The organism is Helicobacter sp. T3_23-1056, assembly GCF_053654535.1.
In genome coordinates, this window is the sequence record NZ_JBSIUU010000019.1 from 12,176 (window position 1) to 37,898 (window position 25,723).

16 protein-coding genes and 1 pseudogene are annotated in these 25,723 nt (G+C 38.6%); 12 read left to right on the plus strand and 5 right to left on the minus strand.

Annotated features, from left to right (window positions below):
* Positions 1 to 23 precede the first annotated feature (23 nt).
* The 3 genes from ACWIUO_RS09870 (at position 24) to ACWIUO_RS09880 (ending at position 5,274) form a co-directional block, all read left to right on the plus strand.
* Entirely contained in the window at positions 24 to 812 is a 789-nt protein-coding gene (locus ACWIUO_RS09870; RefSeq protein WP_454177733.1) for a C40 family peptidase, read from the plus strand.
* 177 nt (positions 813 to 989) lie between these two features.
* Positions 990 to 2,702 (plus strand): dihydroxy-acid dehydratase, encoded by a 1,713-nt coding sequence (gene ilvD / locus ACWIUO_RS09875; RefSeq protein ID WP_454177734.1) that lies wholly within the window; start codon positions 990 to 992, stop codon positions 2,700 to 2,702.
* A 31-nt stretch (positions 2,703 to 2,733) separates the two neighbouring features.
* Positions 2,734 to 5,274 (plus strand): AAA domain-containing protein, encoded by a 2,541-nt coding sequence (locus ACWIUO_RS09880; protein ID WP_454177735.1) that lies wholly within the window; start codon positions 2,734 to 2,736, stop codon positions 5,272 to 5,274.
* A gap of 86 nt (positions 5,275 to 5,360) precedes the next feature.
* On the opposite strand, the gene ACWIUO_RS09885 is transcribed toward ACWIUO_RS09880, so the two are convergent.
* A complete protein-coding gene (locus tag ACWIUO_RS09885; protein ID WP_454177736.1) occupies positions 5,361 to 6,119 on the minus strand; it encodes a hypothetical protein in 759 nt (252 codons plus the stop codon).
* A gap of 115 nt (positions 6,120 to 6,234) precedes the next feature.
* Between ACWIUO_RS09885 and ACWIUO_RS09890 the strand changes: the two genes are divergently transcribed.
* The 3 genes and pseudogenes from ACWIUO_RS09890 (at position 6,235) to putP (ending at position 14,924) form a co-directional block, all read left to right on the plus strand.
* Positions 6,235 to 9,177, plus strand: coding sequence for a UvrD-helicase domain-containing protein (locus ACWIUO_RS09890; RefSeq protein WP_454177737.1), 2,943 nt, complete (start codon positions 6,235 to 6,237; stop codon positions 9,175 to 9,177).
* A 189-nt stretch (positions 9,178 to 9,366) separates the two neighbouring features.
* Positions 9,367 to 12,987: pseudogene (locus ACWIUO_RS09895) on the plus strand (proline dehydrogenase family protein); the annotation flags it as partial.
* Between the two features lie 455 nt (positions 12,988 to 13,442).
* Positions 13,443 to 14,924, plus strand: a complete 1,482-nt coding sequence (gene putP, locus ACWIUO_RS09900; protein WP_454177738.1) for a sodium/proline symporter PutP — start codon at positions 13,443 to 13,445, stop codon at positions 14,922 to 14,924.
* Positions 14,925 to 14,927: 3 nt separating this feature from the next.
* On the opposite strand, the gene lpxK is transcribed toward putP, so the two are convergent.
* Both lpxK and nadE read right to left on the minus strand, forming a co-directional pair.
* Positions 14,928 to 16,142 carry a tetraacyldisaccharide 4'-kinase gene (gene lpxK, locus ACWIUO_RS09905; protein WP_454177739.1) on the minus strand — a complete coding sequence of 405 codons (1,215 nt, stop codon included), beginning with the start codon at positions 16,140 to 16,142 and terminating at the stop codon, positions 14,928 to 14,930.
* Between the two features lie 16 nt (positions 16,143 to 16,158).
* Positions 16,159 to 17,076 (minus strand): NAD(+) synthase, encoded by a 918-nt coding sequence (gene nadE / locus ACWIUO_RS09910; protein WP_454177740.1) that lies wholly within the window; start codon positions 17,074 to 17,076, stop codon positions 16,159 to 16,161.
* A 169-nt stretch (positions 17,077 to 17,245) separates the two neighbouring features.
* Between nadE and ACWIUO_RS09915 the strand changes: the two genes are divergently transcribed.
* Together ACWIUO_RS09915 and ACWIUO_RS09920 are read left to right on the plus strand one after the other, a co-directional pair.
* On the plus strand, positions 17,246 to 18,067 hold the full coding sequence (locus tag ACWIUO_RS09915; protein ID WP_454177741.1) for a phosphatidate cytidylyltransferase: 822 nt from the start codon (positions 17,246 to 17,248) through the stop codon (positions 18,065 to 18,067).
* A 10-nt stretch (positions 18,068 to 18,077) separates the two neighbouring features.
* A complete protein-coding gene (locus ACWIUO_RS09920; protein WP_454177742.1) occupies positions 18,078 to 19,340 on the plus strand; it encodes a 1-deoxy-D-xylulose-5-phosphate reductoisomerase in 1,263 nt (420 codons plus the stop codon).
* Between the two features lie 49 nt (positions 19,341 to 19,389).
* Here the strand turns inward: ACWIUO_RS09920 and ACWIUO_RS09925 are convergent, their stop codons facing one another.
* A complete protein-coding gene (locus ACWIUO_RS09925; protein WP_454177743.1) occupies positions 19,390 to 20,517 on the minus strand; it encodes a glycosyltransferase family 2 protein in 1,128 nt (375 codons plus the stop codon).
* A gap of 452 nt (positions 20,518 to 20,969) precedes the next feature.
* Between ACWIUO_RS09925 and ACWIUO_RS09930 the strand changes: the two genes are divergently transcribed.
* From ACWIUO_RS09930 to ACWIUO_RS09940, 3 genes are all read left to right on the plus strand, one after another.
* On the plus strand, positions 20,970 to 21,263 hold the full coding sequence (locus ACWIUO_RS09930) for a ComEA family DNA-binding protein (protein WP_454177744.1): 294 nt from the start codon (positions 20,970 to 20,972) through the stop codon (positions 21,261 to 21,263).
* Positions 21,264 to 21,337: 74 nt separating this feature from the next.
* Complete coding sequence (locus ACWIUO_RS09935; protein ID WP_454177745.1) at positions 21,338 to 21,472, plus strand: hypothetical protein; 135 nt, start codon at positions 21,338 to 21,340, stop codon at positions 21,470 to 21,472.
* A 267-nt stretch (positions 21,473 to 21,739) separates the two neighbouring features.
* Positions 21,740 to 23,239, plus strand: a complete 1,500-nt coding sequence (locus ACWIUO_RS09940; RefSeq protein ID WP_454177746.1) for a histidine kinase dimerization/phospho-acceptor domain-containing protein — start codon at positions 21,740 to 21,742, stop codon at positions 23,237 to 23,239.
* Positions 23,240 to 23,357: 118 nt separating this feature from the next.
* Here ACWIUO_RS09940 and ACWIUO_RS09945 read toward each other — a convergent pair whose 3' ends face one another.
* Positions 23,358 to 24,704 (minus strand): hypothetical protein, encoded by a 1,347-nt coding sequence (locus ACWIUO_RS09945; protein ID WP_454177747.1) that lies wholly within the window; start codon positions 24,702 to 24,704, stop codon positions 23,358 to 23,360.
* A gap of 281 nt (positions 24,705 to 24,985) precedes the next feature.
* On the opposite strand from ACWIUO_RS09945, the gene ACWIUO_RS09950 reads away from it, so the two are divergent.
* Complete coding sequence (locus tag ACWIUO_RS09950) at positions 24,986 to 25,684, plus strand: Bax inhibitor-1/YccA family protein (RefSeq protein ID WP_454177748.1); 699 nt, start codon at positions 24,986 to 24,988, stop codon at positions 25,682 to 25,684.
* The last annotated feature ends 39 nt before the right edge of the window (positions 25,685 to 25,723 follow it).

Consider the following 25,723-nt stretch of genomic DNA (forward strand, 5'->3'; position numbering starts at 1 on the left):
CAAACAAAAAAGGTATAAAATAAGTGAAAAAAATTTTTTTAATTTATGTGAAAAACGCATTTTACGCGCTTATAGCGGGCGTGGCTTTTGTGCTAAATGCTAGCTTTTTTAGCGGTTGTGCGTTTTTGGATTTTAACATATCCGCTAGGCTAAGCGGATATGAGCAAACAAGGCAAAATCTAGCCACAAAATCTAGCCACACAAAAACAGCCACTTCTACAAAAACAGCGACAAAATCAAACACAAAATCAACGACAAAATCTAGCCAAGACAACGAGCAAAAAGATTCTACAAATTCTACAAATATCGCCACGCAAGGCACGCAAGTTGCATTAGGAGCGGGGGCATTAGCAGAATCTGCGCTGGCAAATGTAGATAATGCAAATGATTTTACACAAGAAACGCAATCTAAAGAGGATTTTATCCTTAGCGAGCTGTATAAACAGCAAGAATCTTGGGCTAGCACGCCATATCGTTCAGGTGGGATAAGGCGTGAGGGAGCGGATTGTAGCGGGTTTGTGATGGTGGTTTTTGACGAGAGTTTTTCTTTGCAACTCCCTAGAATCACGCTAAATCAAATGGCACAGGGTGAAAAAATCGCTGGCAGACACATAGGTAGCAAAAAATTGCGTCCTGCGGATTTGCTGTTTTTTCGCACGGGTAGGGGAGCGCACGGCTATCATGTGGGGATTTATCTGCAAAATGGCGATTTTATGCATCTATCTACAAAGGGCGGGGTAAAGATTGTGAATATTTCAAATAAATATTGGAAAGATAGGCTTAGAAAAGTCGTGCGCTATGAGATTCCATAATGTCTCAAAATCTTAGCGCATAGATTTTTATAGATTTTTTCAAAAATAGTCAAAATGAGAGCTACAAATCAAGGATTTTGGTTTGAAAATGAGCAAACCCAAAATCTGCTATAATCCCAAAATCTAACCCCAACCAAAATCCCAAACAAAAACAAAATCACAACCAAAGGAGAAAAAATGCGAAGTGATGTAATCAAAAAAGGCTACTTAAAAGCCCCAAATCGCTCGTTACTGCGGGCGTGTGGGCTAAGCGAAGAGGACTTTGATAAGCCATTTATCGGCGTGGCAAATAGCTACATAGACATTATCCCCGGGCATTTTTATTTGAATGAATATGCGCGGATTATCAAAGATGAAATCCGCAAAAATGGCTGTGTGCCGTTTGAATTTAACACAATCGGTGTCGATGATGGCATAGCGATGGGGCATAGTGGAATGCTCTACTCCCTGCCTAGCCGTGAAATCATCGCAAATTCGGTAGAATCTGTGATGAACGCCCACGCCCTTGACGCGCTCATCTGTATCCCAAACTGCGATAAAATCACGCCGGGTATGCTTATGGGCGCGCTTCGCGTGAATGTGCCGACTATCTTTGTGAGCGGGGGACCTATGCGGGCTGGATTTAGCGAAAAGGGCGAAAAACTTACCTTAAATAGCGTCTTTGAAGCGGTGGGCGCGTATGAAGTCAAAAAAATCACAGAATCTGAACTCAAAGACATAGAATGCAAAGCCTGTCCTAGCGGGGGCTCTTGCTCGGGGCTTTTTACGGCAAACTCGATGAACTCACTATGTGAAGCTATGGGAATCGCACTAAGTGGCAATGGCACGGCGTTAGCACTAAGTGATGAGAGAGAAAATCTACTGCGCAAAGCCGCAAGGCGAATCTGTGAAATCGCCCTGCAATCGGTGTCAGATTCTGAGGTGGGTGAAAAATTTAAGATTCGCAATATCATTAACCGCGCCTCCATTCGCAACACAATGGTGGTGGATATGGCTATGGGCGGAAGCTCAAATACGATTTTGCATATGCTTGCCATTTCGCGTGAGGCTGGCGCACCGCTTGACATAAAAGAACTCAACGACATTAGCAAAAAAATCGCTCATATCGCCAAAGTCGCCCCGAGTCTGCCCGAAGTGGCGATGGAGGACATTGGGAGCGCGGGAGGCATAAGCGCGGTAATCAAAGAAATCTCACGGCGCGATAATGGACTGCTTGACTTAGACGCGCTCACAATCACGGGGGAGAGCTTGGGCGAGCGGATAAAAGATGCGCACATCAAAGATGAAAAAGTCATTCACAAGGTGGAGAACGCGTATTCACAAGTGGGCGGACTAGCGATTTTGTTTGGCAATCTCGCAGAGCAGGGCTGCGTGATAAAGACAGCGGGAATCACAGGAGCGCGGAAATTTAGCGGGAAAGCCGTGTGCTTTGATAGCCAAGAAGACGCGATAAAAGGCATCATCAAAGGCAGAGTGCAAAAAGGCGATGTGTGCGTGATACGCTATGAGGGACCAAAGGGCGGACCGGGAATGCAAGAAATGCTAAGCCCCACAAGTCTCATAATGGGAATGGGGCTTGGCGCAGATGTCGCGCTCATCACAGATGGGCGATTTAGCGGGGCGACACGGGGGCTAAGCATAGGGCATATAAGCCCAGAAGCCGCAGAGGGCGGACTTATCGGGCTACTAGAGGACGGCGATATAATCGACATTGATGTGGATAGCTACGAAATCAATGCAAGGTTAAGCGAAGCGCAAATCGCGGAGCGAAAAGCGAAATTTACACCATTGCAAAAGCCTCTGCGCTCTCGCTGGCTCTCACAATATCAAAAGCTCGTAAGCAACGCAAGTAATGGGGCGGTTTTGGATAGTGAATATTTTAAGAGTTGATTTTAGTAATTTTTAAATAATAGAGTTTTAAATGCTTAAAATTTTCCTTAAAAACCAAGATAAAACCAAATCTATTGAGCGTTACACGCTTGAAAATGAAAAATTGATAGTCAAATTTTTTAACCAAGAAACGCTTTATACTTATGGCAAGGACAATTATGCGATTATTGAGGTGGAGGAACTATCCAAAAACGAGCTTAGAATTTTTGAATATTTTGCTAAAATTGCGGACATTGCAGGGATAAAGGGCGATGATGATAAATCGCTACTTGCAAATGAATATAAAAAAATTGCAATAAATGATAAACCACAAAGCGCACTTTTTGCCTATATCAAGGCAGATTCAAATATTGCAAGTTATTATAACGATAAGCCTTTGCTTTTTCCTTTTGGCTCAAATCTCTCACAATGCGAGGCAGTGCAAAACGCGCTTACAAGCCAAATAAGTATCATTGAGGGACCACCGGGCACAGGCAAGACACAGACTATCTTAAATATTATCGCAAATCTTTTATACCGCGACAAAAGCGTAGCAGTGGTGTCAAATAATAATTCCGCCATACAAAATGTCTTTGAAAAACTAGAAAATGCTAATTTGGACGCTATTTGCGCTGTGCTAGGCAAAAGAGAAAATAAAGAAAGTTTTATCCAAAATCAACAAGCAAAATTAACAAAACTAAACCAAATCCTTAACGCAAATGTGATAAATCACAAAGCCATAATGGAGCGACAAATCACTAAATGCAACAAAAATTTATGCGAATTTTTTACATTGCAAAACGACATAGCCAAGACAAAATCTCTTTTGGAGCAAACTAGACTTGAATTTACACACTTTAAGCGCGAATCTAATGCCATCAATTTACCAAAAATTAGGAATCTATCTGCACTACAACCCGCGCAGCTGCTTTATTTTAAAGCACAAATTGAAGAATCTAACAAACCAAAATTTTGGCTTAAACTTAAACTTATTTGGCTTTATGGAATAGGCGATTTTGCTTTTTACAAAAATCCTACAATGAGCATTTTACAAGCATTTGAATATCTCTTTTATGAAATCACAATAGATAAACTCATCAAAAAGATTAAGCAAGATAGCGCAAGATTTGAGATTTTAAAACAGCAAGATATTCTTAATACACTAAAAACGCTATCGCAACAGATTTTACAATCTCATCTAGCACAAAAATATGCCAAGATTCAATGTGTGGCATTTGATGAAAATGATATGTCTTTAAAGGCTGAATCTTTTATCAAACAATATCCTGTGATTTTTAGCACTACGCATTCTATCGTTAGCTCATTAAATGCAGATTTTGTATTTGATTATCTTATTTGTGATGAATCTTCACAAGTAGATTTAGCCACAGGTGCTTTGGCTTTATCTATGGCAAAAAATGTGGTAATCGTAGGCGATTCAAAACAGCTCCCAAATGTCATTACAAACGTGCTAATTCCGCAGATTGAATCTCTAAATAATCAGTATAAAATCACCCCACATTATGATTATTTGGCGCATTCGTTTTTGTCTTCCGTTTGTGCGCGATTTGCAGATGTGCCAAAGGTTTTGCTAAAAGAGCATTATCGTTGCCACCCTAAAATCATAAAATTTTGCAATCAAAAATTTTATGATAATGAGCTAATAATTTTAAGCGAAAATGATAGCAAAAAAGACGCAATTAGTGTGCGATTCACAGCGCAGGGCAATCACGCTAGAGGGCGGTTTAATCAACGCGAAATCGATGAGATTGTAAATATTTTGCCAGAGTTTAGTGGTGAAATTAGCGATTCAGAGATTGGCATAATCACACCATATAATGAGCAAAAACAAGCATTGCAAAAGTCTTTGGAAGGAAGTGAAATAGAAATTGATACCGTGCATAAATTTCAAGGGCGCGAAAAAGAAGCGATTGTCATTAGCGTGGTAAATAATGAAGTGAGCGAATTTGTGGATAATCCACAGATTTTAAATGTTGCAATCACACGCGCTAAACGATTTTTACGAATCGTAGTTTCGCCCAATTTTGCAAACCAAAACAGCCACATTGGCGACTTAATCAAATATATTCAATACAATAATTTTGAAGCAAAGCAGGGCAACATAAAATCCATATTTGATTTGCTGTATCGTCAAAATTATAAGGCAAGGCAACGCTATCTTAAAAATAAACGCAAAATTTCGGTGTATGATTCTGAAAACATTGCGTTTCATTTTATCAACGAAATATTGCAAAAGGGTGGCTTTTCTAATCTCTCAGTGGCGTGTCATATCCCGCTTTTACGCGTGATTGGCGATACTGATAAATTAAATGAGAGTGAGAAAAAATACGCGCTAAATCCACGCACACATATTGATTTTGTGATTTATCATAAAATGGATAAAATGCCTATTTTGGCAATCGAGATTGATGGATATGCGTTTCATAGAGCAGATTCAGCACAAGGATTGCGCGACAATCTCAAAAACACGATTTTAGCAAAATTCAACTTTCCGCTTTTAAGGCTCAACACCACAGGGAGCAATGAAAAAAAGCGTATCGTGGATATGCTGATGAAAATTCTTCATCGCTAAATTTTCACGCAAAAAGCGTGAGAATTTGTTACAAAATTTCAAAGCCAATTTAATATTTCAAAAACCACTTCGCTATTTTCTTGCTATTATTTTGTTTTGATGGTCTCATATGAGACACATTCACAATCTTTGTCAAATGGTATTATATTAAACTGTTCTCCACCGTTTTTGTTTATTGTGCAAGTTATATACCCAATTATCACTATATTATAAAGAGCATTTTTATCTACATAATATTGTTTGGATACTATAATGCCAATTCTTATATTTTGTCCTTTGTTATTTTGGGTGGCAATATTTAGATATTTGCCATTTTCTTGTGTTTGTCTGAAATCAAGTTTTACAGTTTTCCCAAAAAATAAAAACAAATCATCATTCTTGCTACGCTTAAATTCTAACTCTTTTAGTGATTTTTTCCGTAGTGTTTGATGAGATTTTGATACACGAATTTTAGTTTGCATATCAATAGTGGCTTTTTTATTGTTATCTTGTGGAGGAACAATTGCATTATCATCTTGTTTTTCAGACAAATATCGCAATGCAGATTTAAGTTGATTTTTAATTTGTTTTGAAGTCAATGTCTTAACATATTCTGTCGTTGTTTTATGAGATTTTTGCTCATTCTTGTATAGACAATTGCTAGTATGTAAAGACTTTGGTGCTGTTTTAAGATGACGTTTTTTATTTGTTGTATGCAAGACAAAACTCAATTTTGCTTGATGACAATATGGACAAAACATATCGTTTTTATATTGTATATAATTATATTCATTAAGGCAACTGGCACTTATTTGCCTACTATGTGATTGTGAATAAAATTCTCCAAATTTATTAGTTTTATTCATTTTCCTTCCTTTAAAATATTATCTTTATTTTTTTAGGACACAACATAGTCTCTTCTTGAATTTTACCGTGATTATAACATTTTTTGATATAATCGCACACAATGATGGAGCTAAAATGGCAAAGGTAGATTTTATCGACACGCTACTTGCATTCTTTGGCTTTGGGCTTGTGCGCAAATGCGCGATTTTGCGCAAAAATATAGCACAATTACAAAGCAATCTTAAAATCTTTACACACATTAAAATTGATGAAAAGATTTATACTCTCGCACAAGATTTAGCCACACATTTGCCACATAATGCCAAAACCACGCAAACGCTTGAAAATCTAAACCAAACCATTTCGCTTATCAAATCTCACAATGAAACTATTAAAAATCTACAACAAAAGCTAGATAACGCTATTTCAAAGCATAGCGCAAAATCTATTTTGGCACATATTGATACTTACAGCTTAGAATCCATTCGCACCCTAAATGAAATCGCATTGCAAATCGCCACATATAAATTGCCAAATTCACTAGCACAAAAAGATAGTTACTTGCGCTATATGCGCGATATTGGCGAGATTTTTGATAATTATGCGACAATATTAAAACAACATAGCCTTATTAAAGATTTTCAAAGCCTTGATAAGCAATTAAAAGATGAATTTATCGATGGCAAAAATGCGAAAAAAATGCTTGATTTAGTCAAAAATATACAAGATTTTGGAGCAAAATTTTATGCCACGCCTAAATTTAGCACTGCGATATTGGAGCGACACAATGAGGAATTTATCGCACGACATAGCAAGGATACAATTTTTGAAAACATTAACGGCAGAAGTTTAGATTTAGACCAAAGGAGAGCGGTATTAAATGATAGTGGCTCGCTTCTTACCATAGCTGGGGCAGGAGCTGGAAAAACACTTACCATTTGTGGTAAGCTAAAATGGCTACTTGATAGGGGTAAGGCAAATGCAAATGAGATTTTGCTGTTGTCATATTCTCGCGCTTCAGCTAAAGATTTGCAAGAAAAAGCGCATTTGATAAATCCTAATTTAAAAGTCAAAACCTTTCATTCGCTAGGATTAGAAATCCTTAGTCAAAATCTATCCACAAAGCCACTTATCGAGGAGCAAGATATATCTGTGTATATTCGTAAGATTTTTGCAGAATCTAAAAATTGGCACATATTATGGGATATTTTTCGATTTTGCACGCTATATCCACTTGGCAATAGCGAGGCGACTTATCAAACGCTAGGCGAAAAATTTGCCTTTTTAAAACAAGCAAATTTTACCACGCTTAAAAATATACTCTCAACCCCCACAGATTCAAGCAAGCGACTCCAAACCCTGCAAAAAGAGCGCGTAAAAAGCTATGAGGAGCTAATCATCGCAAATTTTCTTTTCATAAACGGCGTGGAATATGAATACGAAAAACCCTATAAAATCAACACTGCCACTCCGCACAAACGGCAATACACGCCTGATTTTTACTTGAAAGATTATGATATATATTTGGAGCACTATGGGGTCAATAAAAATGGCGAAACACCACAATATCCACCAAAAGACGCTTTAAAATATAAAGAATCGATGGCGTGGAAGCGACAAACACATAAAGAAAATGGCACGACTTGCATAGAGACCTATTCTTATGAGTTTAGCGAGGGCAAAATCTTTGAATCATTAAAGCAAAAATTGCAAGATAATGGCATAACGCTTAAACCGCTCAATAAAGAGCAGATTTTAAACGCACTCAATGGCATTTATGAAAGCTATGATTTAAAATCCTTTTTTACGCTCATTGCAAGTTTTTTAAATCTTTATAAAGCTCGTTATCCTAACGCCCAAAATTTCCAAACGCTCAAAAACCAAAATCAAGGCTTAGATTATGACAACAAAAGAGCGCGGTTATTTTTGGATATTTGCAAGTATTTTTATGAGGGCTATTATGAAAATCTGCGAAGTGAGGGCAAAATTGATTTTGATGATATGATAATGCGCACTATTGAGATAATCCCAAATTTGCAAGATTATCGCTATAAATACATTATCGTAGATGAATTTCAAGATATTTCACAAAGTAGGACACGATTTTTGCAGGCTTTAATCAAAAATGGGGATTCTAAATTATTTGCTGTGGGCGATGATTGGCAGGCGATTTATCGCTTCGCGGGCTGTGATATAAATATCTTTTTAGATTTTAGCGCGTATTTTAGCGATGTAAGTCTATGCTATATCACTTCTACGCATAGAAATTCACAAGAACTCCAAGACATTATCGAGCCTTTTATCACGGCAAATCAACAACAAATCAGCAAACATATCCGCTCTAACAAAAGCCAAGAAAATCCTGTTAGAATCCTTTATCATAATAACGACATAGAATCTGCTTTTAAAAGGGCTTGTGATGAGATTTTAAATCTAAACAAAAATGCGCAGGCGCTAGTGCTAGGTAGGAATAATAAAGATGAGGAGAGAATCTCTTTGGCATTATTTCATTTGAAACGCAATACCAACTTGAATCTAGAATTTAAAACCGTGCATAAATCAAAGGGATTAGAGGCTGAATTTGTGATTTTGCTAAATGGCGATGGCGGGCGAAATGGATTTCCTAATACCATAGAGGACGATAAACTTTTGGAGCTAGTATTAGGCGCAAAGGATACATACCCGTATGCAGAGGAAAGGCGGTTATTTTATGTGGCTTTGACACGCACAAGAAGTATTGTCTATGTGCTATCAAATCAAAACAACCCATCAATCTTTGTCAAAGAAATCGATAGCACGATAAAAGACGCTGATAAAGATTTTGCTTCGCTAATTTGTCCGCATTGTAATGGCAAACTCAAACTACGAAATACCGATAAACAAAAGCCATTTTATGGTTGCGAGCATTATCCATATTGCGATTATGTGATTTTTGATATTGATTCTGTCTTGTGGGATTTGGCTTGCCCTGATTGTGGGGATTATCTGCGCGTAAAATTTGGCAAATATGGCAAATTTATTTCTTGCAATGGCTACCCGTATTGTCATTACACAGGCAATTTTAGAGATGATTTTTAGCGATTTTTGCATCATTTGTTTTTTATACCTAGCACAAAACACGCTTTTTAGATTTTGCAAAATCTAGTCTTGATTTTACCCCATAATGTGTAGAATCTACACATTGAACTTTATAATCCACCACTTTTTGACCAAGACATTAACTTTTCTAAACAATAATCTTTAGCAAAACACAAAAAAGGACACAAAATGCAAACTATCCAAAATTCGCTAAATTTAGCGCAAAATCTACTGACACAAACCACGCAAAATATGAGTGCTAGCGAAAAAGCATTTCATCACAAAATGCAAAGATTGCTCCAAAATCCACAAAATAAAGCTTTGCTAATCGAGCTACTTGATAGGGCGTTTCGTAGCAAAAATTGCGCGGTAAATTTTGAGTATGTCGCCCACACACTGCAAAAGTATGGCATAGCAGATTTTTTTAGCGCGGGCGAAAAAGCGCTGCTTTTTGCGTTTTTAGCCTTTGGGCGTCTTGCTCCAAATCTTAGCGTGCCGTTTTTTGTGCGACATTTGCGCGATGATACAAAATCGCTTGTGCTAGATTCTGCCAATCTACAAAATCATAGCGCGAAACGAAAATCCCAAAATATCACGCTAAATATCAACCTAATCGGCGAAGAGGTTTTAGGCGAAAAAGAGAGCGCATATCGTATCAAAAAATATGAGGACGCCCTAAAAAGCGAGTTTGTGAGCTATATCTCTATCAAAATCACTACGATTTTTTCGCAAATCAATATTATTGATTTTGAATGGTCAAAAAATGAGGTGGTAAAGCGACTTTGCTATCTCTACCAAATCGCAGAGTCCCAGCAAAAAAAGCAGGGTGTGGAGAAATTTATCAATTTGGATATGGAGGAATTTAGGGATTTGGAGCTAACGACAATGGCGTTTATGGAGAGCATTGCAAAGTTTGATTTGCGCGCTGGTATCGTGCTTCAAGCATATATCCCTGATTCGTTTCATTATCTACAAACGCTATTTGAGTTTTCAAAAAATCGTGTGAAAAATGGCAAACCACCTATCAAAATCCGTTTTGTCAAAGGTGCAAATATGGAGAGCGAAGAGACTATCGCAAGCCAAAAAGGCTGGGCGTTGCCGACATTTAAACGCAAAATAGACACGGATAGCAATTACAAAAAAATGCTAGATTTTGTGCTGCAAAATGATAATTTTAAGTTTATAAATATTGGCATTGCAAGTCATAATATCTTTGAAATCGCTTATGCTTATACGCGTATAAAAGAGGCGGGTGCGCTAGAATCATTTAGCTTTGAAATGCTTGAGGGTATGAGCTTGCAATGTGCTGATGAAATCTCAAAGCTGCATAATCTCGTGCTTTATGCGCCTGTGTGCGAAAAAGAGCATTTTAACAACGCCATTGCGTATTTAGTCCGCAGGCTTGATGAAAATACAAGTGAAGATAATTTTATGCGACATTTTTTTAATTTGAGAGTTGATTCTCCCGCGTATAGTGCGCAAAAAGCGATTTTTTTGGATTCTATAAAAGGCATAGATTTGCTTGATAACTCCACTCGCAGAATCCAAAATCGCAATATCGCAGAATCTAATCAGCATTCTATGCGTGAATCGTTTGCAAATGAAAGCGATACGGATTTTATCCTGCCACAAAATCGCGCGTGGGCATTGGCAATAAAACGCGATTTTGAGCATCTAAAAGGCTTTGAAATCTATCCTGTAATCGGCACAGAAACAAAAGAGAATCTTGCCACAATGCAGGTGTGTGAAAAAATGCAAGTGCGCGATAAAATCAATAATGAAAAAATCGGTATCGTGCATTTAGCAGGGGAGAAGCAAATCAAACAAGCATTGCAAGTCGCCCAAAATTGCGCTCCAAAATCCCACGAAAAAATCGCGCAGATTTTAAGCAACGCAGCGCAGATTTTGCGAAATAAAAGAGGCGAGCTAATCGGCATTGCCGCAAGAGAGGTGGGCAAGACTTTTGGTGAGATTGACGCAGAAGTAAGCGAGGCGATTGACTTTGTGGAATTTTATCCGCATTCGCTAAAAATGCTAAAAGCGCAAAATCCGCATACAAAATTTACCAAAAAAGGCATTTGCGTAACCATCGCCCCGTGGAATTTCCCAATCGGCATAAGTGCTGGGAGTATCGCTGCGCCTTTGGTAGCTGGGAATGTGGTAGTTTATAAACCATCTTGCCTATCCACAATCACAGGTTATAAACTTTGTGAGTGCTTTTGGGAGGCGGGGATACCAAAGGATATGCTGATTTTTTTGCCTAGCAAAGGTAGCGATATTAGCAAATATCTTTTGAGTGATTCGCGGATAAATTGTGCGGTTTTGACAGGTGGCGAAGAGACAGCGTATAAAATGCTAAAAGCAAATCCTGCGTTGCTTCTAAGTGCTGAAACGGGAGGCAAAAACGCTACGATTGTAACCAAAATGGCTGATAGGGATTTAGCGATAAAAAATATCATTCACTCTGCTTTTTCAAATTCTGGGCAAAAATGCTCGGCAACCTCGCTTCTTGTGCTAGAAAAAGAAGTCTATGATGACGCAGAGTTTAGAAACGCGCTAGTTGATGCGACAAAATCGCTAAATGTAGGCTCGCCATTTGAGCTAAAAAATAAAATCGGTGCTTTGGCAGATAAGCCCGATAGCAAGGTGCAAAGGGCGTTAAGCAAACTAGAATCGCACGAAGAGTGGGCGTTGCCACCTAGCTTTGAAAATGACAATGAATTGTTAATGCGCCCGTGTATCAAATACGGCACAAAACAAGGCGATTTCACGCATAGCACGGAGCTTTTTGCGCCGATTTTAAGCGTGATGTGTGCGGAGAGTCTAGCAAATGCAATAGACATTGTAAATGCCACAGGTTATGGGCTTACGGCGGGGTTGGAGAGTTTAGATGAACGGGAGTGGGAGTATTTTAGCACACATATTCAAGCGGGCAATATTTATGTAAATAAACCCACCACAGGCGCGATTGTCCTGCGACAACCATTTGGCGGTGTGAAAAAATCTGCCATCGGTTTTGGACGCAAAGTGGGCGTTTATAACTATATCACGCAGTTTTTGGATATTACCCAAGAAGTCGCAGATAGCAATTTAGCACAAAATGAAATTAGCGATAAAATAGCGATGATTTTGGAATGCAAGAATACCCCACCAAAAACCCCTCCCGCAGGGGGAGAGGATTTTATAGATTCTCCCTCTCTTGCGGAGATTGAATCAGTTTGTTCCCCCTCCCTTGCGGAGGGGGTTAGGGGGTGGGTAAATGCGCTAGATTCTACGCAAAAATCCGCCTTGCAAAAAGCGCAAATTATGGCGCAAAGTTACGCATACTATTACAAAAACGAGTTTTGTGCGAAGTTTGAGTTTGTCAAAGTGCGTGGGGAGGAAAATATCTTTTCTTACACAAAAATTGCAAATCTAGCGTATAGAATCGCGCAAACTGATGATTTAAGCGATATTTTGGGTGTTATCATCGCTTCAAATATTATGAAAATTTCGCTAAAAGTGAGTTATGAAGATAAAAATATCGATTTTGTGAAGCAAATATGCGAGAGTTTATCGCTAAAAGCGGATTTTGTGCGTGAGAGCGCAAAGGATTTTGCAGAGAATATTGCAGATTTTGAGCGAGTGCGCTACCACGCAAAACCCGATAAAAGCGATATGATTTATCAAAAAGCAAGTGAGATTGCCAAAATCATCATTTCGCCAAAACCGCTTATAAATGGGAGATTTGAGTTGCTTTATTATGTAAATGAAAAGTCTGTAAGCATTTCTTATCATCGCTATGGGAATTTAGGCATTCGTGGCGTGCAAATCGCAGAATCTAGCGCAAAATCCGCCAAATCTTGCAATGCCAAAAACGCATTAAATTCTACAAAACTCACAAATTCTCATATTGATCTTTCATCTTGTCATATTGAGCGTAGCGAAATATCTCAAACAAACAACAAAAGAGATTTTTCGCTTCGTGCTTCACACTCCGCTCAGAATGACAACATAAACAAGTCTAGCAACGACAAAAAATCCGCAGAATCTAAAAACAATACCCACCCCCTAACCCCCTCCGCAAGGGAGGGGGAATGTTTGGAAGTATCCTCCGCAAGTGAGGGATATAAAGAAACCCCCTCCCCTTGCGGGAGGGGTATTTATCGCAAGTGAGGTGGATTTTTGGAAGTATCATCCGCAAATGAGGGGGGAATATTTGACACAAATTTTAACCCGCTTTTGCCACTAGATTTTGCAAATAAATCAAAAAAAAGGATTTAATAATGGAAGTCGTGCATATTAGTTTTGAAATCGCAGTGATGTTTATCGCATATTCGGTGCTAATGCTCTACATTGGATTTTATTTTTTTAAGAAAAATAAAAGCACGGAGGATTATTTTTTGGGTTCGCGCTCGCTTGGTCCCGTAGTCTCTGCGCTCTCTGCTGGGGCTAGCGATATGAGCGGGTGGCTACTTATGGGATTACCCGGTGCGCTTTATGTGAGTGGGTTTATAGAGAGCTATATCGCTATTGGGCTAACGATTGGAGCTACGCTAAATTGGGTATTTGTGGCGAAGCGACTTCGCATTTACACAAGCGTGGTGGCAAATAGCATTACCATACCTGATTATTTTGAGACAAGGTTTGATGATGATAGGCATATTTTGCGTGTGGTGTGCGCGGTGGTGATTTTGGTATTTTTCACTTTTTATGTGTCTAGTGGGCTAGTTAGCGGGGCAAAGCTGTTTGAGAGCACCTTTGGGCTACGCTATGAATACGCCCTTAGCACAGGGACGCTCATCATCGTGGCTTACACATTTTTGGGCGGGTATAAGGCGGTGTGCTGGACAGATTTGATTCAGGGGATTTTGATGATGGGTGCGCTTATCATCGTGCCTTGCGTGATGCTTTATCATTTGGGTGGATTTGGAGAGGCGATGCAAATCGTGCGTGAGATAAAGCCAAATGCGCTATCTATGGGTGAGGGAGCAAGCGCAGTTGGGATTATCTCTGCATTAGCGTGGGGGCTAGGATATTTTGGACAGCCACATATTTTGGTGCGATTTATGTCGATTCGCTCCACAAAAGAGATTCCGCTAGCCACGATTATTGGCATTTCGTGGATGGCGATTTCGCTTCTTGGGGCGTGCTTTATCGGTGTCTTAGGCATTGCTTATGTTTATAAATTTGATTTAAGTCTAAATGACCCTGAAAAGATTTTCATAGTAATGAGCCAACTACTTTTTAATCCTTGGATAGCTGGGATTTTGCTCTCTGCGATTTTAGCGGCGGTTATGAGCACGGCTAGTTCACAGCTTCTTGTCTCTAGCTCGACTATCGCAGAGGATTTTTATAAGCGCATTTTCCACAAAGATGCAAGCTCTAAAATGGTTATGAATCTAGGCAGGGCTGGGGTTTTGGCAGTCGCACTAATCGCATTTGTGATTTCAACGGATAAAGATTCTAGCATTTTAAGTATCGTGGCGTATGCGTGGGCTGGGTTTGGTGCTAGTTTTGGCTCGGTTATGATTTTTTCACTATTTTGGGGGAGAATGACAAGACTTGGCGCAATAAGCGGTATGATAACAGGCGCGGTGGTTGTCGTGGCGTATAAAAATATCTTTGCTGAAATGCTAGATTTTCGCATTTATGAAATTATCCCGGGATTTATATGCGCAAGTGTGGTGATTGTCATCGTTAGCCTATGTGGCAAGGTGCGCGAGGGGACAAAAAAGGCGTATCATAAAATGCTAGAAAATTTATGAAAATTAGCGCGTGGATTTTGATTGCTTGGTTTGGTAGTGGCGCAAATAATTGATAATTGGTTCTAACGCTTCTTTGCAAACCTCTAAATCTAGCGTCATAATGCTTAGCGGAAAGCCAAAAGATTCTAGCTTGACAGCGTCTTTTTGGGTGGTCAAAATAGAAGTGGCGTTGGTAGAATCTAGCCATTTTTTTACTTGATTTTTATCAAAAAGCGCGTGGTCTTTTAGCGTGATTTTGGCTACGATATTTTGCGCATAATCTTGCAAAAATTCTTCTAGCCTCGTAGGATTTGCAATCGCGCTTAGAAAAAGCATTTTTTTGCTAGGGTTTTGCACGGTAACTTTGCGGATAAAATCTACCCCGTCTTTTAAGACAATGCCATTTTGCAAAACAATGCCTTTTTGCGAAAAAATGCCATTTTTATATGTCTTGCGTTCATTTTTGTCGGGCTGATTGTTTGGTTGATTGTCGCTTTGTGGAGTTTGGTATTGGTTGTAGATTTTGGGGGATTCTCTGTAAATCCCGCTTGGCAGGCAAAATCTAAAATACGGCTCGATTTTGGGGCGCAAAATAATGTCAAATTTGCAAAATCCAAACCGAAATCCATCATCAAGCAAAATGATTTTCGCGCCATTTTTGATTGCTTCTTGCAGGGCTTTTTTGCGATTTTCACATACGATTAGGGAGATTTTTTGCGCGCTTAGATTTTGTGCGATTAGGTATGGCTCATCGCCTGCATTCAATACGCTCTCTAAAATCTCCCCATCTTTTGCCACCCACACAAGCCCCCTGCTTTGCCTACCATATCCACGCGAAATGATATAGATTTGCGTGTAGCGTTTTTGGCTCAAAAAACGCGCTAGATAAATGATAAAAGGCGTCTTGCCACTCCCGCCTGCGATTAGATTCCCCACCGAAATGATAGGCACGCCAAAATCTGTTTTTGCTATGTTTTGGATTTTGCGCTTCAAAGAGGCGATACAAAAATACACAAAACTACAAGGTAGTAGCAAAAAAGCTAGAATCTTTTGGGGTAGATTTGGATTAAAAAAATAGCTATCTAAAAAATGTGTTTTGTTTGTGGTGTGTGCGTTTGGCGTGCTAGGATTTTTAGCGTTAGAATTTATGGGATTAGATTTTGTGGCATTAGGTTTTGCGGCATTAGATTTTGTAAAATTAGATTTTTTAGATAGATTTTTTGTCGTTTTTTCTTGCATATTTTTTCTCTACAAATTAAGGGATAAAAATCTTTGGCAATGAGCGTTTAAATAGATTTTGAGATATGCGTTTTTTTGCCATTTTGATTGCTTCTTTTGGGATTAGATTTCCTTGCGTGTCGCGCAAATTTTTTATTTTTTTTAAGTCAATGTTTGTAAAATTCTCTACTTGCCTAAAATCCCCATATTTTTTGCAAATCGCCTCTAGCGCAATGTCGATTTTGGCATAGCAAAATCCTAGCTCGCCCTCATCGCTTTGCCCTGCGTATAAATCCGCACTTGGTGGTTTGACAATGATAGATTTTGGGATTTTTAGCATTTTTGCTAAGACAAAAATCTCGCTTTTATACAAAGAGCCGATAGGGTTTATCGCGCACGCCAAATCCCCAAAAATCGTCCCATACCCAAGCATTAGCTCGGATTTGTTGCTAGTGCCTATGACTAGGGCTTTTTTGCGCGATGAATAATCATACAAAAGTGCCATTCTAAGCCTAGCACAAAAATTTCCCATTTCAAGCGGGGTGGGATTTTGCCAAGCAAAATCTTGTGAAGTGGGTTTTTGCGTGGCAAGATTTTGTTTTGTAGAATCCTTTTGCGTGGTGATTTTGTGTGAATCCAAAAACGATTTTTGATAATCCTCTAATGGCAAAATCTGCAATGGCAAATTAAATTTTTTTGCTAGCTCTTTTGCGTGAATTAGCGAGTCTTTGCTAGAGCTACTAGATGGCATAGATAGGCAAAAAACCCCTAATTTAGATTGTTTGCTTGCTTTGTGGCAAAGGGCTGCAACTACGGCAGAATCTATCCCACCGCTAAGCCCTAGCACAAGATTTTGCGCCCCTCTTTTTTGTGCTTCTTTTTGCAAAAATGCCACGCTTTTTTTTATGAAGTTTTGATAGTATTTTTGGCTTTTTATGATAGTGATTTTGCTCATTTTGCCCCTTAGATTTTGCCTTAGATTTTGGGTTTTTGGTTAGCTAGCATTTGGCTTTTTATTTGGTATAATACTACGATTTTTTAAGGAATGCAAACTTTTAGAAATGCAAATGTTGGTTTAGATTTATCCCAAAATCAATACACAAAAATACGCAAAAAGGATATAAATGTCTCAATTTATCGAAATGCTAAAAAAAGATAAAGCTCGCTATATCACAGGCGCGGTGCTAGTGGCATTTGTAGCGTTGCTTATTTATATAAATAATTCATTTGTTATGTGGGCTACTCTTGGCGTGCTGTTTTTGCTAGGATTTAAAGAAAGCCTAAATCTATATAAAATCCAAGATGAGCCGTATTTGTATATCATCGCTGTGGCGGTGTGGGTAGCGGCGTTTTTTAATGCAAGCCCGATTATTTGTGGCGTGTGCGCGTGTATGGTTTTGGCTTCTTATCTTGCTTTTAGACAAGAGCTAAATCCCAAAAATATATTGCCATTTTTGTATCCTGTGATTCCGTTTTTGGCGTTGTATAGCATATATGTGGATTTTGGTTTGGCGGGGATTGTGTGGCTTATTTTAATCATCGCTTTATGCGATATTGGTGCGTATTTTGGGGGGCGTTTGTTTGGCAAAACACCTTTTAGTCCCACTTCGCCCAAAAAAACGATTGAAGGCGTGATTATCGGGCTTGCGTTTTGCGTGGTGGTGGGAAGTGTGGTTGGCATTTGGGCTTTGGGGGTGAATTTTTTTGCGTGCATTTTGCTAAGTATGTTTGTGGGGGTTTGCGGGGTGTTTGGGGATTTGTATGAGAGCTATTTGAAGCGAATGGCTGGAGTGAAAGATTCTGGGAGTATTTTGCCCGGACACGGCGGGGTTTTAGATAGGCTTGATGCGCTATTGTTTGGGGCGATTGGTATGCACTTTGTGCTGTCATTTTTTGGCACATTTGGCAGTGGGGAAAATATCGTGCCTACGCTTTTTGGGGCATAGTGGGGCATAAATGATTATTTTGGGTAGCACAGGCACGATAGGAGTGCGCGCTTTAGAGATAGCCCATCGCTTTGGCAAAGAGATAGAAGCAATCGCAGCAGGAAAAAATATCGCGCTACTAAACCAACAAATCGCCACATACAAGCCAAAAAAAGTTGCAATCGCTTGCAAAGAAGATATTGACAAGCTAGAATCTGGTGGCGCAGAAGTGTTTGTAGGGGCAAGCGGAATCTGTGAAATGATACAAAGTTGCTCTTCACATCTCGTGCTAAATGCAATCGTAGGATTTGCAGGGCTTGCCCCATCGATATGCGCACAAAAATGTGGCAAAAAGCTAGCCCTAGCCAACAAAGAATCGCTTATCACGGGCGGCTGGCTACTTGATAGAAGTGAGATTATGCCTATTGATAGCGAGCATTTTGGGCTGTGGTATTTGATGAATGGATTTAGAAAATCTAATGCGGATTTTGGCACAAATGATTTGAAAAAGCAAGATTTTAGTAAAGATTTTAGTCAAAATTTTGGTGTAGCAAAATCTAGCACAAAGATTTTTGAGGCAAATCACCACGGCACAAATCCAACGCAAAATCCAAAACAAAATCTAAGACAAATCAAGCGACTTCTTATCACAGCAAGCGGTGGAGCGTTTCGCGATACTCCGCTAGAATCGATGTCGCACGCCACAAAAGCCCAAGCCCTAAAACACCCAAATTGGCAAATGGGGCAAAAAATCACCATAGATTCTGCGACTATGGCAAACAAACTTTTTGAAGTGCTTGAGGCGTATTGGCTTTTTGGCATTAGCGAAGTTGGCGCGTTTATCGAGCGTAGTTCGACTATCCACGCGCTTATAGAGTTCATCGATGGTAGCACGACTGCGCATTTTGCCCTGCCTAGTATGTCTTTGCCCATCGCGTATGCTATTGATTTGACACAGGCAAGTGGGAGCAAAATCTTAGATTCTATCGATTTAAGCGCGTTAGGTAGTTTGTCTTTTGAGGCGATTTGTCCTGCTAGATACCCGCTATGGGGGCTAAAAGACACCCTGCTAGCAAACCCAAAACTAGCCGTAGTGATAAATGCTGCAAATGAAGTGGCGGTTTTAAAATTTTTGCGCGATGAGGTGGCGTTTGGCGAGATTGCCAAAATCGTGTTTAGCGCGCTAGATAGGTTTCAAAGTAGCGTAGGAAGGCTAAAATCTTATGAAGATATAGCCGAGCTAGATTTACAAGTGCGAATGTTTTTGCTCCAAAATCCAAAAAAACAAATCTAAACCCAACAAACATAAAATCCTCAAATAAATCATCAAATCTAAAACTACATTATTGATTGTCGTTTGTGCTATTAAGTCGTTTTATTTTGCATAAAATCCATTTTTGTTTCATTCGCAAAATCTTTTTATAAACACTGCTAGCGACATAAAATAACGATGATTTGTGCATTTTGCGTTTTTCATTTTGCAGCGTTATCTCTAACTCTAACGCAAAAATTTTCGCAAGATTTTGGCAAAAAGGCGAAAAATGCTTACTTTGGACTAAAATCGTGCTAATCACAAAGCGATGATTTTGCAACGCCAAATGCAGTTTTTGCACATCGCTTCTTTGTGTAATCGAATCCGCATTTTCATAGTAATGATACAGCTCATCGCTTATGCAGGCGTAATTTTTGGCATAAAAAAGCACATTTACAAAGTTTAGCGCGTCCTCTGCCACCAAAAGCCGTTTGCCTAAATCCAAATTTTGCAAAGATTTTGCGTAAGTGGAGCGCAAAAATGCCTTGCCCCATAATGTCCAATATTTACCAACGCCCCTTTTAGCAATCCATAGCATAAAATCTTTAATGCAAAAAAGTGCGTTTTGTGGGTGCAAAATATGTGATTTGTTTGATGAATCGCTTTGCCTTTTTGCATAGTTAAAGGCTAAAATATCGATTTGTTCGCCACAATCTTTGCTAAAAGCGATTATTGCGTTATGAATCTTTTCACACGCATTTAGCTCTAAACTATCGTCAGCGTCCAAAAATAGCAAATACTCGCCCTTTGCGTTTAATGCGCCAATATTGCGCGTGGCAAAAGTGCCTAGATTTTGCGGATTTTGCAGGACTTTTATGCGCAAATCTTTATCTGCAAACTCTTTTGCGACTCCAACGCTATTATCCGTGCTTGCGTCATCAACGCAAATAATTTCAATATTTTCATAACTTTGATTTATCGCGCTTTGCAACGCTTTTGCGATAAATTTTTGAGCGTTAAAAATGGGGATAATGATAGAGACAAGCTGGGTTTGTGGGGTTGTCAAAGTTTGGGGCGTTGCTTGTGCGTGTGTTTTTGTTGATTGCATTGCTTGCGCGTGTGGCGTTGTTATTGTTGCTTGCGTTGTGTTTGATTGTATTGCCTGTGTATTTGGATTTGCTTGCGTTTGCGTTGTTTGTGTGTTTAGAATGTCTTGCATTGGTGTCCTTAAAAAAGTGATGAAAAACTTAAAAAAAGCGATAAAAAAAAACGCTAAAAACGCTAAAAATGCGAAAAACAAAAAAAAAAAAACGAAAAAAAAAAAAAATGCAGAAAAAATGCGAAAGACAAGAAAAATTATATCAAAAACGATTTAAGTTAATGTGTCAAAACTGATATAAGTCTCTTTTATTTAAAATATTGAATAATTCAAATTAAACAAGAAAAATCCATAAAAAATCCACAAAAAATCCATAATATAATGCAATATTTTTTCGTATTTAATAATCTTTTAAGCATAATCTTATTAGAATCACAGCTTTTATTTCTTTAAGATTTTCTTTTTAAAATAGTTTTGCATAGATTTTCTTTTGTAGATTTTTGCATAAATTGTTTTGATAGATTTTCTTTATAGAAATTGCCTTAGATTTCATATTTCAAAAAGGACGCTCAATGAAAAACCTTACACTTAAAGCCACCTCCGCAATCAAAAACTTCAAAAAATCACTACTCGCAGTTTTTATCCCGCTTTTTATGTTTGCAAACTTTGCGTATGCTGCTATCAACCTAAACACCGCGACTAAAAAAGAGCTTGTTAGCTTGGAAGGCATAGGCGATAAAAAAGCTGATGAAATCATCAAATACCGCACCAAGACGCCTTTTAAGAAAATCGAAGATATAAAAAACATAAAAGGCATCGGCGATAAATTGTTTGAAAAAATCAAAGATAAGATTGAAGTAAAATAAGCTTTTAAAACCTGCGTTTTAGTGTTTTGATTGTCGCTAGCCTGCATAGATTTTGTGGCAGGCAGTGGCAGAAAATGGCAAAGAAAAAATGGCAAGAGAAAAATGGCAAAGAAAATGGCAGGCTAGATTATCTAGCTTGCCACGATTGCACAAATATTTTTAACAAAACACAAAACCCCAAAATCTACTTCCCTCTAAACATAAGCTAAACATAAATTTTCATAACCTATTTTTCAATCTACAAAATCTTTGCTAGCCTTACTTGCTACGCTACCATATTTCTAGTATTTTTAGATTTTTGTTTGTTTGTGGCATTATGTGGATTTTGCGCAAAAATTTCATTTTTGATATAATTTCGCACAAAACAAAATCATAAATGACAAAATGCGACAAAACTCGACAAAACCATAGCCCAAAACAAAATCCACCACCAAAAAAATCCCAAAAGAACACAAAATCTAACAACTAGGAATCAAATGAAACTTATTTCAAGCATTTATTTTAAAATTTTCTTTCTTTTTTTTAGTGCGATAATCCTTGCGATATTGCTTGCCTATGAGATAGACAAAAGCTTCCACACAAGCGAAATCTACCGCTCCAAATCCGAAATCTTATACCTCATTTATTCGATGATGCCAAATATCATAATGGGCGATTTTGATTCTGCGCAAATGCTAGCGGGGCAGTTTGGGTTTTTTGCCCTAGATAGCTTGCCTAGCACATATACGACACTATATCAAAGCACCGATGATGTGATTTATTCGATGATTTTTAGCACAAAAGAAATCATAGGATTTGAGCTAGAATATGAGGGCTACCACACTATCGTATCTCGCCCCATTTCTTATGGGCTGATAGTGGGTGATGATTTTTGGCTATTTTTCGCGCTTTTTGTTGGGATTTTGACATTGCTTGGAGTGATGGTTTTGCGATTGTTGTATCCTTTGCGCAGGCTTAAAAAATCGCTAAAATCTTTTATCAGCGAAATGGAGCTATCTAGCCATAAAATCAACACAAAAGATGAAATAAGCGCGTTAATCGTGTCGTTTAATATGATGAGCGAGCAAATAACGCGTATGCTAAAATCTAGAGAACTTATCCTAAAAAGTCTAGGGCACGAGCTAAAAACCCCGCTTACTAAAATGCGACTTTTTGTCGAGGTGTCCCAAAAAGAATATCCGTATATGGAAAAACTTTTGCCACACATAAGCGGGCTAAAACAGCTAATCAACAATATTTTGGAGCTAGAGCGACTAAATAGTGGCAAAATGCAACTAGAATCTAGTAGATTTTTTGCTGAAACACTTGTGTTTGAGACGCTAAAAAACTTTGGCGATACGGAGGAAAAAATACGGCTAGAAATGAGGGAAAATTTTGTGATTTGCGGTGATTTGGAGCTGCTAGCAAGGGCATTGCGAAATCTTATCGAAAACGCGCTTAAATACAATGAATCTCCGTTTATCAAAATCATTATAGGCGATGATGCGTGCGCGCAAAATGCAATGCTAGCTAGCAAAAAAATGGAGCAAAAAAATAATGACGCACAAAGTAGCACAAACAAAGCACAAAATCTAGCGACACACACAAAATCTAGCGACACAGATGACATAAACGGGACAAAACATAACGCAAGAAAACTGCTAGGCTGGGGAAATATAAACTATACTACCGCTTTGGAGCTAGAATCGCTTAATGATTCTTTTGCCTCGCCTACGCTTAAAAACACGCTAAAAAACGCACTGCAAAAACAAAATCCAAAATGTATATCTATCGTAAGCAAATCCCCGCCACTTACGCATCCATTTGATTATTATACCGAGCCTTTTGTGCGCGATGAAGCACATAATGCACAGCCCGGACACGGGCTTGGGCTATCAATTGTTAGCGATATTTTGGCATTGCACGGATATGCTTTGCAATACAACTACCATAGGCAAAAGCACTATTTTTCGATGGTTTTTACGCATTTGGATTAAATAGATTTTGATTGGATTTTGTGGCTTTATGTCTTAGATTTCGCTTGCATTTGGCTAGATTTTGCTAGTTTTCGCGCTTTTAGATTTTGACTATATTTTTTTGTGGCTAGATTTTGGGTTATAAAGCGAGCGGTTTTATCGTGCTAGAATCGATTAGATTTTGCATTTTTTGTATGGTGGTGTTTATGATTTTTGTGATTTGTTTATGGCTTAGGTTAGATTTTTTGCGTGGGATTATGGTGTAGATTTTATCTTTGGTTGCCCATCTGTGCGTGTCTTTGCGCGAATACAGCCCTATTGTTTTTACGCCTTGAATAGAGGCTAGGTGTATGCTACCTGTGCTTGGGCTTATCATTAGGCTTGATAGATTTGCAAATGCGATTAGGCTAGATAGCGTGTTGTCATTTGGGTAGATTATTAGTCGTTGTTTTGTTTGGTTTGGCAGGGAGGATAAAATGGGGTGGGTTTCTACTTGGGCGATAAAATCGCTATGCACGCTAGGAAAAGTAATGATTAGAATGAAAAGATTTTGGTTTTTTGGGTTTGTCAAAATCCGCCCCATCATATCCAAAAACGCGCTTAAAGGCAGGGTATGTGTCGCAGCATAGCTAAAAGGATTTATAAAAATCATAAAAGGATTTTTTGTAGAATCTACATTGTCGCTATTTGTGGGATTTTGGGGAGAATCTAGGGCGTTTTTGGATTCTAGGTTGGATTTTGCTTGTAGCATTTGCGTATGTTTTATGCGGTTATGCAAAAAATCTTTTGTGCGTTGTTCTATATCGGGGCTAATTTTTAGCTTTATCTCATTATGCAGGGCAAAATCTAGCTCACTCATTATGCGTTCAAAATTTGCATAAGTGATTTTTGGATAATTTTCTAGCGTATTATGTTGCCCCCCCCCCGTTTTAGCTTTTTGCCTAGTCAAATTTTGCGTCATCAAAATATTGCCTACAAACTCATCAAACGCATTTTTATCAACAAGCCTAACAAGCATACATAGCGCGTCTTTGGCATTTAGCTTGCGGTATTTGTCAAAAAATAAAAGCGAGGGATATTTGGTTTTGGTAGAAAAAAAAGAAGCGAATTTTAGGGCGGTGATGATGGGCGTATCTAGCGGTGATAAAAGCCTAATGTATTGTGATTTTGGATTGCTTAGCAAGAAAAAATCACAGCGATATTTTGCGATAGTGGCTAAGGAATCTTTGGATAGAGCACCAATATCTAGTATCTCATCTGTGCTATCCATAAAATCCACAAAATCTAAAATCTCTTTTAATAGCGCGTTTCCAAAAATGATAAGCCTGCAATGATATGCTTTTTTGGCAAGATATAGGGCTTTGATAGCGATTAGGTTATCGCCTAGCCCATAATGATGAAAAAATCCTATTGTTGTTTGAGTTGTCGTTTGTGTCTTGGTTTGTGGTGGGGCTAGATTTGTGTGTGTGTTTGTCGCATTTGGCACTTGGATTCCTTTTTTGGATTTTGCTTTGTGCTAGATTTTGCTAGATTGCGTATTTTTGGTTTTGTTTGGCTAGTTTGATTTTGACTTATTTTGGGCTTAAAAACTAAGATTGCAAAAAGTGGCATTATAGCAAAATCATTTTCCATACCAAAATCTAGCGAAATGTAAAAAACGCTTTTTATTAGCTTTTTTTAAGTAGAATGTTAGCGCAATTTTTGCGATTGCAGATTTTAGCCATAGCAAGTAGATACTACTTGCAAACTAGACTAAAAGGAGAAAAAATGGCACTTTATGATAGGAATCTAAACAATGTAACAGCGACAAGTCAAATGGCTTATGCTGATGAAAACGCGCTTGTAAATTTTGTCAAAACGACTTATAAATTCTTTGGCGCGAGCCTGCTTTTTGCCACCATTGGTGCGCTTATTGGCTTGCAAAATTTTGCATTTGTGCTTGAGTATCGTATCGGCATTTTTGTCGCTGAATTCGCTGCGCTAATCGCGCTATTTTTCTTGCGCGCAAAACCTGCGGTAAATGTTGCGTTGCTGTTTGTATTTACATTTTTAAGCGGTGTGACACTTGTGCCTTTGCTAGGCTATGTCGTTGCTCGCTCTGGCTTAAATGCAGTATGGCAAGCACTTGGTATGACGACTATCGTCTTTGGCGTGATGAGTATCTACGCGCTAAAAACCAAAAAAGACTTAGCAAATATGGGCAAAATGCTCTTTATTTCGCTAATTGTCGTGTTTGTTTGCTCGCTAGTAAATTACTTTTTCCTAAACAGCACTCCATTTCAAGTCCTAATCTCTGCGGCTTGCGTGGTGCTTTTTAGCCTATATGTAGCCTATGATACGCAAAATATCGTGCGCGGGCTTTATGATAGCCCTGTGCTAGCAGCGGTAAATCTTTATTTAGATTTTCTAAATATCTTTATAAGCCTTTTACAGCTTATAGGCATACTAGGCGGAAATGACGACTAAGATTTGCGCTAGAATCTAGGGCGATTATTTCGTTTATCG

Excerpts from the sequence above, each read along its gene's own strand:
- ACWIUO_RS09880 (WP_454177735.1), top strand. The coding sequence starts at position 2,734 with ATGCTTAAAATTTTCCTTAAAAACCAAGATAAAACCAAATCTATTGAG.
- nadE (WP_454177740.1), bottom strand. The coding sequence starts at position 17,076 with ATGAGCAAAATCACTATCATAAAAAGCCAAAAATACTATCAAAACTTC.
- ACWIUO_RS09920 (WP_454177742.1), top strand. The coding sequence starts at position 18,078 with ATGATTATTTTGGGTAGCACAGGCACGATAGGAGTGCGCGCTTTAGAG.
- ACWIUO_RS09925 (WP_454177743.1), bottom strand. The coding sequence starts at position 20,517 with ATGCAAGACATTCTAAACACACAAACAACGCAAACGCAAGCAAATCCA.
- ACWIUO_RS09885 (WP_454177736.1), bottom strand. The coding sequence starts at position 6,119 with ATGAATAAAACTAATAAATTTGGAGAATTTTATTCACAATCACATAGT.
- lpxK (WP_454177739.1), bottom strand. The coding sequence starts at position 16,142 with ATGCAAGAAAAAACGACAAAAAATCTATCTAAAAAATCTAATTTTACA.
- ACWIUO_RS09890 (WP_454177737.1), top strand. The coding sequence starts at position 6,235 with ATGGCAAAGGTAGATTTTATCGACACGCTACTTGCATTCTTTGGCTTT.
- ilvD (WP_454177734.1), top strand. The coding sequence starts at position 990 with ATGCGAAGTGATGTAATCAAAAAAGGCTACTTAAAAGCCCCAAATCGC.
- ACWIUO_RS09935 (WP_454177745.1), top strand. The coding sequence starts at position 21,338 with ATGGCAAAGAAAAAATGGCAAGAGAAAAATGGCAAAGAAAATGGCAGG.
- ACWIUO_RS09950 (WP_454177748.1), top strand. The coding sequence starts at position 24,986 with ATGGCACTTTATGATAGGAATCTAAACAATGTAACAGCGACAAGTCAA.
- ACWIUO_RS09940 (WP_454177746.1), top strand. The coding sequence starts at position 21,740 with ATGAAACTTATTTCAAGCATTTATTTTAAAATTTTCTTTCTTTTTTTT.
- ACWIUO_RS09930 (WP_454177744.1), top strand. The coding sequence starts at position 20,970 with ATGAAAAACCTTACACTTAAAGCCACCTCCGCAATCAAAAACTTCAAA.
- putP (WP_454177738.1), top strand. The coding sequence starts at position 13,443 with ATGGAAGTCGTGCATATTAGTTTTGAAATCGCAGTGATGTTTATCGCA.
- ACWIUO_RS09915 (WP_454177741.1), top strand. The coding sequence starts at position 17,246 with ATGTCTCAATTTATCGAAATGCTAAAAAAAGATAAAGCTCGCTATATC.